We start from the raw sequence: 14476 nt of genomic DNA, 5'->3' as shown, positions 1-14476 counted from the left end.
CCTTAGTAAGTACGCTTAATCGGTGGGAAGGCATCACGAAGCTTAGGCTCCATGTTCACATCACGCTTAGTCATCTCTTCACTAACCGGATCGAAGACACTGTGACATAACCAGTTATCATCATCACGATCTAGGAAATCTTCACGTGAATGAGCACCACGACTTTCCGTACGATAGTTTGCCGCATAAGCTGTTGCTATCGCCGTTGCCATCAAGTTATCCAATTCAAGACACTCAATACGTTGAGTATTAAACTCTGTTGAGTTATCTGACAACTTAGCATTAGCTAAACGCTCACGAATAGCTTTGAGCTCTTTAAGCCCTTCGGCCATCGCATCGCCACTGCGGAATACTGAGAAGTTAAGCTGCATACAAAGCTGTAAGTCTTTACGGATTTGTGCAGGATCTTCACCGTCTTTATTGCTCTCCCAACGATTCAGGCGCTCAAGAGATTGGGCAATATCGGCATCAGTTGCATCTTTAGGTGTTGCTGTTGCATCAAGTGCTTTACCTAAATGCTGACCAGCTGCACGACCAAATACCACTAAGTCAAGTAGCGAGTTACCACCGAGTCGGTTAGCACCGTGTACGGATACACAAGCAATTTCACCCACCGCGAACAAACCAACGACATCTTGCTCTGTTCCATCACCGTTTTGACGAATAACCTGTCCACTCACTTTAGCAGGAAGACCCCCCATCATATAGTGACACGTTGGTAGTACAGGGATTGGGCCATCAGCGGGATCGATATGAGCGAAGGTACGAGACAGTTCACAAACACCAGGAAGACGCGCTTCCAGTGTTTCTTTACCTAAGTGATCAAGCTTAAGCAAACAGTGCGGACCTAATGGTCCATCTAAACCACGGCCTTCACGGATCTCAGTCATCATAGAGCGTGCGACTACGTCACGTGACGCTAAGTCTTTCGCATTCGGAGCGTAACGCTCCATAAAGCGTTCGCCATCTTTGTTTAGCAGATATCCACCTTCACCACGACAACCCTCTGTTACCAGAACGCCCGCGCCAGCGATACCCGTTGGATGGAACTGCCACATCTCCATATCTTGCATCTGAACGCCAGCACGCATCGCCATACCAACACCGTCACCAGTATTAATATGCGCATTAGTGGTCGAAGCGAAAATACGTCCCGCACCACCTGTAGCAAGAATGGTTGCCTTAGCTTTGAAGTAGACAATTTCGCCACTTTCGATATCGATTGCAGTACAACCGACAATGGCACCGTCTTCATTTTTCACTAAATCAAGCGCGTACCACTCAGAGAAAACTTCAGTTTTGTGCTTTACATTTTGCTGGTAAAGACAATGAAGCAGTGCATGACCTGTACGGTCGGCTGCAGCTGCTGTACGTGCCGCCTGCTCGCCACCAAAATTCTTCGATTGACCACCAAATGGACGCTGGTAAATCTTACCGTTTTCGAAACGAGAGAAAGGAAGACCCATCTGCTCTAATTCAATAACGGCTTCAGGACCCGTTTTACACATGAACTCAATCGCTTCTTGATCACCGATAAAATCGGAACCTTTCACGGTGTCGTACATGTGTTGTTCCCAGTGATCTTCATGGGCATTACCAAGTGCTACGGTAATACCACCCTGTGCTGACACAGTATGGGATCGGGTTGGGAAAACTTTCGATAAAAGCGCACAGCTTTTACCCTCTTTAGAGATCTGTAGTGCTGCTCGCATACCCGCGCCACCGGCGCCAATAACGACTGCATCAAACTCGCGAACTGGAATACTCACTTAAACACCCCACACTATCAAAATGCCCGCAGCCAGATAACTAAAGGCCGCAACGACAAACACAAACTGAAGTACACCACGCAGCATCAATGGCTTAACGTAATCTGTTAGCACCTGCCAGATACCGATCCATGCGTGGATCAGAACAGCAACCAGTGCAAGTAGTGTAAAAACCTTCATCGGCAATGCGCTGAATAAGCCATGCCATGCGTCGTAAGTTAGTGGAGAGCTACATGCAATAAATCCAACCAAAAAGATGGTATAGATAGCCAAAACGACTGCACTTGAGCGTATAAGAATAAAGTCATGGACACCGCTTCGACCAAGACTCGCTGCATTAGTTACCATACCCAAATCCCCACAATGATTGAAAACGCGGCTGACAAAGCAAACGCGACTTTTGCTGAAGCTATGCCAGAGGCCAACTCTTCCCAACGCCCGGTATCCATTACCAGATGGCGCAAGCCAACGATAAGGTGATAACCAAGTGCAGTAAGAATTCCCCATATGACAAACTTAACTAGCAAATTATCAAAAAGAGATTGTATGCCCGCGAAACTCTCAGGGGATGCTAAAGATTCATTTAACAACCAAATAAGAATACCGACAGCAAACAGCATGATGACACCGGATACACGGTGAAGAATGGACGCAATCGCTGTTGCAGGGAAGCGAATGGTCTGCAGATCTAAATGGACAGGTCTTTTCTTTTTCACGTTCTGCTCACTCTGCTCAATTGAGCTATATTTTTGTTATACGAACCGCTTTTGATCAAAAATTGAGGCGTGACTTAGATCACAATTCAAGCTTTCACAAAAGAAAAGTTTAAACAAACATTTAACCATTTTAGTAGACACTAATTAAGCACGCAAAAAAGTGTTAACCAAGTGGCAATGTTAGTAGCTCATAAGAGCCGAGGCAAGTATACGCGGGGCAAATGTCAAATACAAACATCACATTATGCAAATTTAGTTTTTTTGGTAAAAAAATCTGCCAAGTTCCTGTTCTGTTATAGGGTTTGGCCAAAATAAGACCATGGTCTAACGAATTTAAACGGTTATTTAAATTGAAATGTGATCTGGATTCACTGTAAAGTATTGGCGATTGATAAGCCGCACTCACATAAGAATGAAGTAAGGAGAAGGGTATGGCTGACAAAATAGCCAAATTGGAACTGCCAGGGAATGAATCGATCGAACTGCCGGTAAAAGAAGGCACCGCAGGATTCGATGTGATAGACATTAGTAAGCTAGGTAGCAAAGGTCACTTTACTTTCGATCCAGGATTTCTCGCAACAGCTTCCTGTGAATCAGCAATTACCTATATCGATGGTGATCAGGGGATACTGCTTCACCGTGGTTACCCGATAAGCGAATTAGCCGTTGAATCAGATTATTTAGATCTATGTTATCTACTTCTTTACGGAGAGCTTCCAACTAAGACTCAGTATGAAAAGTTTGTTCATACTGTTAAAAACCACACTATGGTCAATGAGCAACTTGCAGCCTTCTTCCGAGGTTTCAGACGTGACGCTCATCCAATGGCTATGCTATGTGGTGTTACTGGTGCACTTTCTGCATTTTACCAAGACTCTTTAGATGTAAACGATGAGCGTCACCGCGAAATCGCAGCTTTCCGTCTAGTCTCAAAAATGCCGACTATCGCAGCCATGTGCTACAAGTACTCAATTGGTCAGCCTTTTGTTTACCCACGCAATGAGTTGAGTTACGCAGGTAACTTCTTGAGCATGATGTTTGGTGTGCCATGTGAAGAGTACCAAGTTAATCCAATTGTAGAGCGCGCGATGGATCGTATCTTCATATTACATGCAGATCATGAACAAAACGCATCAACTTCTACTGTACGCCTTGCCGGTTCTTCAGGTGCTAACCCATTTGCATGTATTGCAGCGGGTATCGCATCACTTTGGGGACCTGCACATGGCGGTGCTAATGAAGCTTGCCTAAACATGCTTGAAGAGATTGGTACTGTAGACCGTATTCCAGAGTTCATTGCTCGTGCGAAAGATAAAGAAGATCCTTTCCGCCTAATGGGCTTCGGTCATCGTGTTTATAAGAACTTTGACCCTCGTGCAAAAGTCATGCGTGAAACGTGTCACGAAGTACTTGGCGAACTTAAAGTCGATGATCCACTACTTGATGTTGCGATGGAACTTGAGCGTATTGCACTTGAAGATGAATACTTTGTCTCTAAGAAGCTATACCCAAATGTCGATTTCTATTCAGGTATCATCATGAAAGCTATCGGTATTCCAACTAGCATGTTCACCGTTTTATTCGCACTAGCGCGTACAGTTGGTTGGATTGCACATTGGAAAGAGATGTTGGATCAGCCAGGTCATAAGATTAGCCGTCCACGTCAACTTTATACTGGTGATGAAGAACGCACTTTTATCCCTCAAGATAAACGTGAAGCTTAATTTTTAAGTTACCCAAAAGGCACTCATTGAGTGCCTTTTTTATTACCAAAACTTCTTGCAACATTGAACAAAGAATTCGTTACATAGAAATTCTCTTTTCCAGCACATAGTTGGTGAGCACCTCTCCCCTCACCTCAACACTTTGCTGTTTCACCAACGTAAAACCAAAATGCTCGAAAAAAGGCCTAGCGGTTATACTGACATGTGAGTAGTAACGCGGCACACCTAAACGCGCCCCTTTCTCCATTATCGCTTTCATTAAGGTTTTACCTACACCTCTGCCTTGGTAGTCCAGATGACAGAAGAAATGATCGATATAACCATCGGGTTGAAGATCAGCAAAACCGACAATCACACCATCAAGCTCAGCAATAAGAGGGGCCATCTCACTCACCCTCTTTATCCAGTTTTCACGATCAAGGCTATCAGGCGCCCAGGCCTTAACTTGCGCTTGGGTATAATCTCTACAATTTACTTTTCTGATAGTATTAAACTTAAGTGTCCACAGCTCATCAATATCGGAACTTGAACTCACTGCATTAAACGCCCTTACCTTAATCAAGCCACCCTCCTATAAACCTAAACTTACTCCTAAATAAGTCTCTGATTTTTTATCAGATCTCTCTAGCTACATTTTGTTGCAATTAGACTTAATTCAGTCACCCATTTTATTCAGATTAACCCTATAGTCAAAATCATCATTTTTTAAACATTTTCGCTACAAAGTTTACTAAGTAGTTAATCACAAGAAAGAAGTATCATGTAACAATATGATTAATATAACTTTTAATCTTTGGCACAAGTTGTGCTTAGTTAGTGTTAATTGGAATCAAAAAACATAGGTAATCTTACATGGACTCTCTAAATAAACGTGCTAATAACTATTTCAAACTTGCCCTTCCATTAGTTTTAGTTGGCGTATTAAGTGCCTGTGGCGCAGAAGAGGAAGTTAAAGAGGAGGAGAAATACGCCGTACCAGTAGAAACAACCACTGTTATTCAAGGAGACGTCTCCTCATTTTACAGTACAACAGCAACCCTAGAAGCTCCACAGGAAGCCAATGTCGTCACCCGGATCTCAGGTTTAATAGAGAGCATCAATGTTGAAGAGGGAGATAGAGTCACTAAAGGTCAGCTACTTGCTGTTATCGACGCCAAAAGACAAAAGTATGAACTAGCCCGCTCACAAGCAGAAGTTGAGATTATTGAGCAGGAGCTAAATCGCCTCAAAAAGATGAACAATAAAGAGTTTTTCAGTGCTGACTCAATGGCAAAACTTGAGTACAACTTGCAAGCTGCTATTGCAAAACGAGACTTAGCTGCACTTCAAGTTGAAGAGAGTATGGTTCGTTCACCCATTGATGGTGTAATAGCAACTCGATTTGTCAAAGCCGGCAATATGGCGAAAGAGTTCGATGAGCTATTTTATGTCGTCGATCAAGATGAACTTTATGGCATTGTTCATCTTCCTGAGCAGCAACTTGAAAGTTTAAAACTAGGCCAAGATGCACAAATATTTGCCAATAAGCACACACAAGACACAGTGCATGCAAAAGTACTGCGTATCAGCCCAGTTGTTGATGCACAAAGCGGCACCTTTAAAGTGACCCTTTCCGTACCTAACAGCGACTCAAAACTAAAAGCAGGCATGTTTACCCGAGTAGAGCTGAGATACGACACCCATAACAACGTGATCACTGTTCCCTATAACGCAGTCGTCAATCAAGATAACGAGTTTGCTTTATATGTTATCGATGGCACAAATGCCAACCGCCGCTCAGTTTCACTAGGCTACCGTGAAGCCGATACGGTTGAAGTGGTTTCAGGAATAGAGCCAGGTGAGCAGATAGTGATCCGCGGTCATCAAAACCTTAAAGACCAGTCTCTGGTTGAGGTCATCAGCTCTCTAGATCTAGCGTCAACAAGCAAATAAAGGAACTGGGTCTATGTCTATTATAAAAACATCGGTAAACCGACCTGTCACTGTTTGGATGTTTATGTTTGCTATCATCCTATTTGGTATGGTTGGCTTCTCTAGACTGGCAGTCAAGTTGCTGCCAGATTTAAGCTACCCCACCATTACTATTCGAACACAATACATTGGTGCCGCTCCGGTCGAAGTGGAGCAACTTGTCTCTAAACCCATTGAGGAAGCCGCGGGTATTGTAAAAGGACTACGTAAAATCAGCTCCATCTCACGCTCAGGTATGTCTGATGTTGTACTTGAATTTGAGTGGGGCACAGATATGGATATGGCGAGCCTCGATGTGCGAGAGAAACTCGATACCATTGAGCTCCCTCTCGATGTAAAAAAACCGCTATTACTGAGGTTTAACCCAAACCTTGATCCGATCGTTCGCTTAGCCCTGTCAGTACCCGATGCCAGCGATAACGAACTGAAACAGATGAGAACCTATGCCGAAGAGGAGTTAAAACGCCAACTTGAGTCACTCAGTGGAGTGGCAGCTGTCAGGCTATCTGGCGGCCTTGAGCAAGAGGTACATATTCAGCTTAATCAGCAAAAATTAACTCAGTTAAACCTTAATGCAGATCTTATCCGCAATCGCATCGCAGAGGAGAATATTAATCTCTCTGCCGGTAAAGTGATCCAGGGTGAGAAAGAGTACCTTGTTAGAACATTAAACCAGTTCAACTCACTTGAAGAGTTGGGCCGAATCGTCGTTTACCGAGATGACCAGACGTTAGTTAGACTGTTTGAGGTTGCGAACATTATTGATGCCCATAAAGAGCGTAATGATGTAACTCGTATCGGCGATCAAGAATCGATTGAGTTAGCCATCTACAAAGAGGGGGACGCCAACACAGTCGCAGTGGCACGTAAAGTAACCGCAGAGCTGAATAAGCTCAATGAGGACAGTAACACTGAGCTCAAAGTGATATATGACCAATCTGAATTTATTGAGAGTGCTGTCAGCGAAGTAACCTTTGCAGCTCTGATAGGTAGCTTGCTTTCTATGTTGGTCATCTACCTGTTTTTAAGGGACATTATTCCAACTTTAATTATCTCAATCTCTATTCCTTTCTCTGTCATCGCCACATTTAACATGATGTACTTTGCCGATATCAGTCTCAACATTATGTCACTTGGGGGGATAGCACTCGCGGTCGGGTTGCTTGTCGACAACGCCATTGTCGTGCTAGAGAACATAGACAGATGCCGGTCATTGGGCATGAATAAACTCGATGCCGCTGTTACTGGCACAAAAGAGGTGGCTGGCGCTATTTTCGCATCAACATTAACCACTTTAGCCGTTTTCGTTCCTCTTGTGTTCGTCGATGGTGTTGCCGGTGCCCTATTCTCAGATCAAGCATTAACTGTCACCTTCGCACTGCTCGCCTCACTGCTTGTTGCACTTACCACTATCCCCATGTTGGCATCAAGAGAGGGCTTTAAATCCCTACCACCATTGATGGAAAAGGTAAAAAAACCTAAGCCTGAGACTAAAATCGGTAAGTTGAAATACTACAGTGCCACCGTTTTTTCATTCCCCTTTATACTACTGTTCAGCTATCTGCCAAGCGCATTACTGACACTAGCCTTGATGTTAGGCCGCCTTACCTCTTGGCTCACAGGTCTGTTTATGAGACCAATTAGCTCAGGTTTTAACTGGATGTATCATAAATTAGAGGTGGTTTATCATGCCCTACTGGCCCTAGCACTGAGACTGAAAGTATTGACGATCGCTATTGCCCTTTTAGTCACCTTAGGCGCCGCATCCCTAATACCAAAGCTGGGGATGGAGCTTATTCCGCCCATGAATCAAGGAGAGTTTTATGTAGAGATCTTACTTCCACCTGGAACAGAGGTATCAGAAACAGATAACGTCCTTCGAAAACTCGCCCTCTCAATTAAAGACAGAGACGATGTGAAACACGCATACAGCCAAGCGGGAAGCGGCGGATTAATGACATCAGATACCTCTCGAGGAGGTGAAAACTGGGGACGTCTACAGGTCGTATTAGCCGATCACCGTGCTTTTGATACCGTGGCCAATGTTCTAAGGCGTACGGCGATGCGTATTCCAGAATTGGAAGCAAAAATTCAACATCCTGAACTCTTTAGCTTTAAAACCCCATTAGAGATTGAGCTGGTCGGTTACGATTTAACTCAGCTAAAAAGTACAGCAGACAACCTAGTCGATGCGCTATCGGATTCAGACCGCTTTGCTGATATCAACACTAGCCTTCGTGACGGTCAACCTGAACTCAGCATACGCTTCGACCATGAGCGTCTCGCTAAGCTGGGAATGGATGCACCAACTGTGGCTAACCGTATTGCCCAACGTATCGGTGGCACGATTGCCAGCCAATACACAGTCAGAGATCGTAAAGTTGATATTTTAGTGCGCAGTGAAGCTGAGGAGCGCGATCAGATCAGTGATATTGACGCTATGATCGTTAATCCAGATAGTAGCCACCCTATCGCACTCAGCGCCGTTGCTGACGTGTCATTAAAGCTAGGCCCATCGGCAATCAACCGTATCAGTCAACAGCGAGTTGCCATTGTCTCTGCAAACCTGGCTTATGGAGATCTCAATGAAGCAGTACTAGAAGCAAGAGAGATTTTAGGTCAGCAGACTTTACCAACCTCAATTCAAGCAAGGTTTGGTGGTCAAAATGAGGAGATGGAGCACTCTTTCCAATCACTACAAATTGCCCTAGTGCTTGCGGTGTTTCTGGTTTATCTGGTGATGGCGAGTCAATTTGAGTCACTGTTACATCCACTGCTGATCCTAATCGCAGTGCCTATGGCGGTGGGAGGCAGTATTTTAGGCCTCTACATTACCCAAACTCACCTCAGTGTTGTTGTGTTTATCGGCTTGATTATGCTGGCAGGTATTGTGGTTAATAACGCGATTGTCTTGGTGGATAGAATTAATCAACTACGTCAAGATGGTCTCGATAAAATCACTGCAATATCTGATGCGGCTAAATCTCGTTTACGTCCAATTATTATGACCACCTTAACCACTGCTTTGGGACTATCTCCTATGGCGCTAGGGTTGGGAGATGGCTCAGAGGTCAGAGCGCCAATGGCCATTACCGTAATATTTGGCCTTAGTCTCTCCACCTTGTTGACGCTTGTGGTTATCCCTGTGCTTTATGCCCTATTTGACCGTAAAGAGTTTACACATAAAGAGGTAAAAGAGAGTAACACATTGGTCAATACCGGAGGTCAGGTATGAACTTAACCCGTTTAGCCATTAAAAGGCCTGTGACAACGAGCATGTTTTTCGTTGCCATACTCCTCTTTGGTCTCGCTTCCAGTCGTCTACTGCCTCTGGAGATGTTCCCAGGGATCGATATACCACAGGTTAATATCGAAGTGCCTTATAAAGGGTCAACACCTGCAGAAGTGGAGCGTGATATCACCCGCGTACTCGAAGAGTCCCTAGCGACCATGAGCGGTATTGAGGAGATGCGTTCAAACTCATCACAAAATGGTGCAGAGATTGAGCTGAGAATGAAGTGGGGACAGAATGTTGCCACTAAAAGCTTGGAAGCAAGAGAGAAGATCGACGCCGTAAGACATCTGTTGCCCAAAGATGTCGAGCGGGTGTTAATCCGCCAGTTCTCAACCGCCGATATGCCTGTGCTCAACTTAAGAATATCGAGTGACCGTGAACTCTCTGGCGCTTTTGATCTGCTAGATAAGCAGCTTAAACGCCCTCTTGAACGTGTGGAGGGGGTCTCACAAGTCACCCTCTATGGTGTTGAGCAAAAACAGATCGAGATACGTTTAAATGCAGATAAACTCTCCTCAAGCAACATCTCAATACAAGCATTAAATCACCGATTGCAACAGGAGAACTTTGTTGTCAATGCAGGAGTACTACGTACGGGCTCTCAAGTTTATCAAGTCTCGCCAAAAGGTGAATTTAGAGATCTTGATGATATAAATGCACTCGTGCTTAAACCTGGGGTCACTTTAGGGGATATTGCCACCGTCAGTTTCTCCCTACCTGAGCGTTTAGATGGCCGCCATTTAGATCAGAAGTATGCCGTGGGTCTAGATGTATTTAAAGAGTCAGGAGCCAACTTAGTTGATGTTTCAAAGCGTGTGATGAAAGTGATTGAAAGTGCCAAGCAAGATCCTCAATTTAATGGGGTTAAATTGTTTGTCATGGAAGATCAAGCCTATGGGGTAACCTCATCGTTAGAAGATCTACTAACAGCTGGTCTCATCGGCGCCTTACTCTCATTCGCTGTGCTATATCTGTTTCTGCGCAATCTAAAAATGACATTAGTGGTGGTCACCTCTGTACCTATCTCTATCTGCATGACATTAGCGGCTATGTATTTGCTAGGTTACAGCCTAAACATCCTCTCAATGATGGGGCTACTGCTAGCTGTCGGTATGCTTATCGATAATGCCGTTGTGGTCACCGAGAGTGTTTTACAGGAGAAACAAGCTCAAAAAAACTCACAAACTTCAGAGCTAAATGATGAGCAAACTGAAAGTGATAATGCGATATTAACGGGTGTCAATAAGGTATCTCTGGCTGTTTTAGCAGGAACCTTGACCACAGCGATTGTATTTTTACCCAATATTTTTGGCGTGAAGGTCCAGCTAACCATCTTCTTAGAGCATGTCGCTATCGCTATCTGTATTTCACTTGCTGCATCACTGTTAGTGGCGAAAACTTTACTACCTCTTATGTTAAGCAAGATGCATTTTGAGATAGAGGCGGAGAAAAAAGATAGCAAACTGCGTATCAACTACCAACGTAGTCTGAACTGGATATTATCTCACCCTAAAACTTCTGGCGTTATCGCCCTTATCATATTGGCCACCACAGCTCTGCCTATTAGCATGGTAAAACAAGATCAATCCGATGGTGAGGGAAATAATCGCCTCTACATTAACTATCAGGTAGAGGGTCGTCATAGTTTAGATGTCACCGAAGCGATGATAACCAAGATGGAAACCTATCTTTATGCCAATAAAGAGACGTTCCAGATAGATTCAGTCTATAGCTACTTCTCTGCCGACCGCGGTCAGTCAACTCTTATCCTCAATGAAGATACTGAGGTCGATATGAAAGTCCTTAAGAAAACCATACGTGAAGGGTTTCCTAAGTTTTCCATCGCAAAACCTCAGTTTGGTTGGGGTAATGATGATAATGGGCTCAGAGTCTCGCTTACTGGACGCTCCACCAGCGAACTCATCAAACTCAGTGAGCAAGTTATTCCCCAACTCTCCTCTATCGAAGGCTTAACTGATGTACGTTCTGAATTAAGTGGGGCGCAGCAGGAGGTCATTATTCATATCGACCGAGATTTGGCTGCCCGTCTTGATTTAAAGCTTAACGAGATAGCCGCTAATATCTCCATGGCACTGCGTGGTAGCCAGCTGAGATCCTTCCGTCACGACCCTAATGGCGAACTGAGAATTGAGCTAGCCTTTGAGCAACAATGGCGTCTATCTCTTGAGAAGCTCAAGCAGCTACCTATCATACGAATAGACGACCGAGTGTACACGCTAGGGAGTTTAGCCAAGGTTAATATCCAGGCTAGATTCGACACGATAAGGCACTATGACAGACAAACGGCTCTTTCTATTGGCGCTAACCTTGACGATCTCACAATGGAAGAAGCTCAAGAAGAGATAACCAAGATTATGGAAGCGGTTAATTTCCCATCGGGTTATGGCTACTCCTTAAGAGGCGGATTTCAGAAACAGGATGAAGATGAAGCCATAATGGCGACCAACATGATCCTAGCGATTGCAATGATCTACATCGTTATGGCCGCCCTGTTTGAATCATTGCTACTGCCAACGGCCATTATCACGTCCATTCTGTTCTCCATCACAGGGGTATTTTGGGCATTACTGTTTACCGGTACCTCAATGGATATTATGCCCATGATAGGTATTTTGATCTTAATGGGAGTCGTGGTGAATAACGGCATAGTGCTGGTCGATCAGATAAATCAAATGTCACCAGATCTGGATAAGTTATCTGACACCATCAGCCAAGTATGTAACTCACGTTTACGTCCGGTATTAATGACAGTTGGTACCACAGTTCTGGGGCTTATTCCCTTGGCGATGGGTGATACCCAACTAGGTGGCGGCGGTCCCTCATATTCACCGATGGCAATCGCCATTATTGGCGGACTCACTTTCTCTACAGTCACCAGTTTATATCTGGTTCCCCTATGCTACCAAGCACTCTATAGAATGCGATTTGGTGCAGCGGTGAAATTGGGACAAGCAGATCGTATATCAAGACGACTGCTTCCTTGGGCAAATTAGTATAGAGCAAACCATTCCCAGATTAACTTCAATATTTTACCAAATGAAACAAAGGCTGCTAAAGCAGCCTTTGTTGTTACCACGTGCTGAATTTGTTGTGCTAAACCCAACCTAAGGTTATCTTAAGTAACATAATTAATAAAAAAGATGGCCCATATGATGAACACTCGTCTACTGCTCAGTGTAAGCTTAAGTTATCTGCTCACAACCTCTGCGTTTGCAAACGATGACAGGTTTAAAGATGTGGAGATAACACCTCAACAACTGACGAAAACCAGTTACATGTTTACAGGCTCAGGTGGCAATATTGGCGTTTCTGCCGGCAGTGACGGTATTCTTATCATAGATAATCAATTTGCACCTCTAGCCGATAAAATCTCTGCGGCTCTATCAAAAATACAAGCAGGTAAACCCAAATATGTGGTCAATACCCACTATCACGGGGATCATACTGGAGGCAATAATCTATTTGGCATTGATGGGGTAATTTTAGCCCACCATAATGTGCTCTCTCGCCTCTCTGGCAACACAAGCTACACACCTGCAGGCTTACCTAGCATCACATACCATGAAGGCATTAACATACATTTTAATGGGGAAAACCTTCAGCTTTTACATATGGGGCCAGGCCACACTGACGGTGACAGTATTGTTCTTTGGCAAGACAAAAGCGTCCTTCATATGGGAGATCTTTTCTTTAAAGATAGATTTCCCTATATCGATCTCAACGCTGGCGGCTCAGTTAAGGGTTACCGTAATAATGTCGCTGCGATGATCCGCAAAATTAATGATGAAACTAAGGTGATCCCAGGTCATGGCTCGCTTGCCACAAAAAATGACCTGATCCGATTTAAGCATATGCTTGATGCATCCATCAATTGGATGCAGAGCAAACTGCAAGCACAGCAGACCCTTGATGAGATCCAAGCTGAAGGCATGCCTGAGAAATGGCAATCTTGGGAGTGGAGATTTATATCAGAGAAAAAGTGGATAGACACTCTCTATAACGGGCTTAAAAAATAGCTATAAATAGGCATAAAAAAGCGGAAACACCTATCGGTGTTTCCGCTTTCTGTTTATCTACCGGCGACACTACATCACGATATAGATAGGCCAACCTAACAGACCAGTTAGCCCCTCTTTGTACTCTAGTCGTTCCAAACGCTCAGGGCTTACCCCTTTTAACAGCTGTTCACGGTACCCCTTAGCAAATGTTAAGGTACGCAGTAATCCAGAAGCAAAGTACTTACCTAAATCCACACTAATGGTTTCAGCAAGCGCCTGCGGTAACTCACCAAGCGTATTGTTCATCTCAAGCTCAATATGCTCAAGGGTAAACCAGTGTTCTTCGAGTTCAATATGGGCCAAACGCTGCTTAAGATCTTGCTTAATCTTAACAGGTCCAAAAAACAGGCGATACAAGACCACTTCAGCAAATACACTTTCAAGGCTTAAACAATCTAAAGGATCATAGCTTGCTTGGGAATAAAACTGCCTAAGTAAGCTCACCACTGATTCTTGACGATTAAAATCCAATAATGCCTCTTGATAAGCTTGCCACCCGCTCCACTCCTGAGCATCACTTGGGCTAGAGACCTTTTCAAGTAAAGTTTTATCTATATCGCCATAGATTGATTTACCGCTAAGCTTATACTTACTCACGGTGGTGAGCATGCTCCAACCTTTTTGAAATGACTTTACAATACCATCGGCAGTCATCAAAAGGCCGAGCCCACGGTTAAGATCTCGCTCGCTCTGCTCCATCAAGCCTAAACTCACCACTCCGATAACATCAAAGGCAGCATGCTCTAGCAGGTGCATCTTATACTTGTTATAAAATTTATCGGCAAGCTTAAGACTCATCAACACAGCTTTGGCCTTAATTTGAGCAAGCTGCGCCTCATCAAGCAAGGATTCAGCTTGGCCATAGGCTAACACTTTACTTAAAAATGGCCCTTGATCATTATCTCGTAATACTATTTGCATT

The 14476-nt window shown here is 44.1% G+C and carries 10 protein-coding genes; 5 read left to right on the top strand and 5 right to left on the bottom strand.

Translation table 11 applies throughout. The features are described 5' to 3' along the window. Nucleotides 1-2 precede the first annotated feature (2 nt). From sdhA to sdhC, 3 genes are read right to left on the bottom strand one after another with little or no spacing between them, the layout of a single operon-like run. Nucleotides 3-1769 carry a succinate dehydrogenase flavoprotein subunit gene (gene sdhA, locus K0625_RS08485; protein ID WP_220109297.1) on the bottom strand — a complete coding sequence of 589 codons (1767 nt, stop codon included), beginning with the start codon at nt 1767-1769 and terminating at the stop codon, nt 3-5. Continuing rightward, the gene (gene sdhD / locus K0625_RS08480; RefSeq protein ID WP_012324464.1) at nt 1770-2117 is read right to left on the bottom strand and encodes a succinate dehydrogenase, hydrophobic membrane anchor protein; all 348 of its coding nucleotides are present in this window, start codon (nt 2115-2117) and stop codon (nt 1770-1772) included. It abuts the gene before it with no gap. Further along, nucleotides 2111-2506, bottom strand: a complete 396-nt coding sequence (gene sdhC, locus K0625_RS08475; protein WP_157581928.1) for a succinate dehydrogenase, cytochrome b556 subunit — start codon at nt 2504-2506, stop codon at nt 2111-2113. The genes sdhD and sdhC overlap by 7 nt, the downstream gene beginning before the upstream one ends. Before the next feature lie 410 nt (nt 2507-2916). Between sdhC and K0625_RS08470 the strand changes: the two genes are divergently transcribed. Then, the gene (locus K0625_RS08470; protein ID WP_220109296.1) at nt 2917-4209 is read left to right on the top strand and encodes a citrate synthase; all 1293 of its coding nucleotides are present in this window, start codon (nt 2917-2919) and stop codon (nt 4207-4209) included. Between the two features lie 79 nt (nt 4210-4288). Here the strand turns inward: K0625_RS08470 and K0625_RS08465 are convergent, their stop codons facing one another. Next, nucleotides 4289-4771: a GNAT family N-acetyltransferase gene (locus K0625_RS08465; RefSeq protein WP_220109295.1), complete on the bottom strand. Its 483-nt coding sequence runs from the start codon at nt 4769-4771 to the stop codon at nt 4289-4291. Nucleotides 4772-5061: 290 nt separating this feature from the next. On the opposite strand from K0625_RS08465, the gene K0625_RS08460 reads away from it, so the two are divergent. The 4 genes from K0625_RS08460 to K0625_RS08445 all read left to right on the top strand — a co-directional run bounded on the left by K0625_RS08460 (nt 5062) and on the right by K0625_RS08445 (nt 13512). Next, the gene (locus tag K0625_RS08460) at nt 5062-6141 is read left to right on the top strand and encodes an efflux RND transporter periplasmic adaptor subunit (RefSeq protein WP_220109294.1); all 1080 of its coding nucleotides are present in this window, start codon (nt 5062-5064) and stop codon (nt 6139-6141) included. Between the two features lie 13 nt (nt 6142-6154). Continuing rightward, nucleotides 6155-9415, top strand: a complete 3261-nt coding sequence (locus K0625_RS08455; protein WP_220109293.1) for an efflux RND transporter permease subunit — start codon at nt 6155-6157, stop codon at nt 9413-9415. Then, complete coding sequence (locus K0625_RS08450) at nt 9412-12489, top strand: efflux RND transporter permease subunit (protein ID WP_220109292.1); 3078 nt, start codon at nt 9412-9414, stop codon at nt 12487-12489. Before K0625_RS08455 ends, K0625_RS08450 begins: the two co-directional genes overlap by 4 nt. A gap of 147 nt (nt 12490-12636) precedes the next feature. Then, nucleotides 12637-13512 carry an MBL fold metallo-hydrolase gene (locus tag K0625_RS08445; RefSeq protein ID WP_220109291.1) on the top strand — a complete coding sequence of 292 codons (876 nt, stop codon included), beginning with the start codon at nt 12637-12639 and terminating at the stop codon, nt 13510-13512. Nucleotides 13513-13581: 69 nt separating this feature from the next. On the opposite strand, the gene atcC is transcribed toward K0625_RS08445, so the two are convergent. Next, nucleotides 13582-14475 carry a cold adaptation protein AtcC gene (gene atcC / locus K0625_RS08440; protein WP_220109290.1) on the bottom strand — a complete coding sequence of 298 codons (894 nt, stop codon included), beginning with the start codon at nt 14473-14475 and terminating at the stop codon, nt 13582-13584. Nucleotide 14476: the final 1 nt, after the last annotated feature.

This window comes from Shewanella nanhaiensis (genome assembly GCF_019457885.1).
Lineage (GTDB): Bacteria > Pseudomonadota > Gammaproteobacteria > Enterobacterales > Shewanellaceae > Shewanella > Shewanella nanhaiensis.
This window is presented reverse-complemented; position numbering and strand designations above follow the sequence as displayed.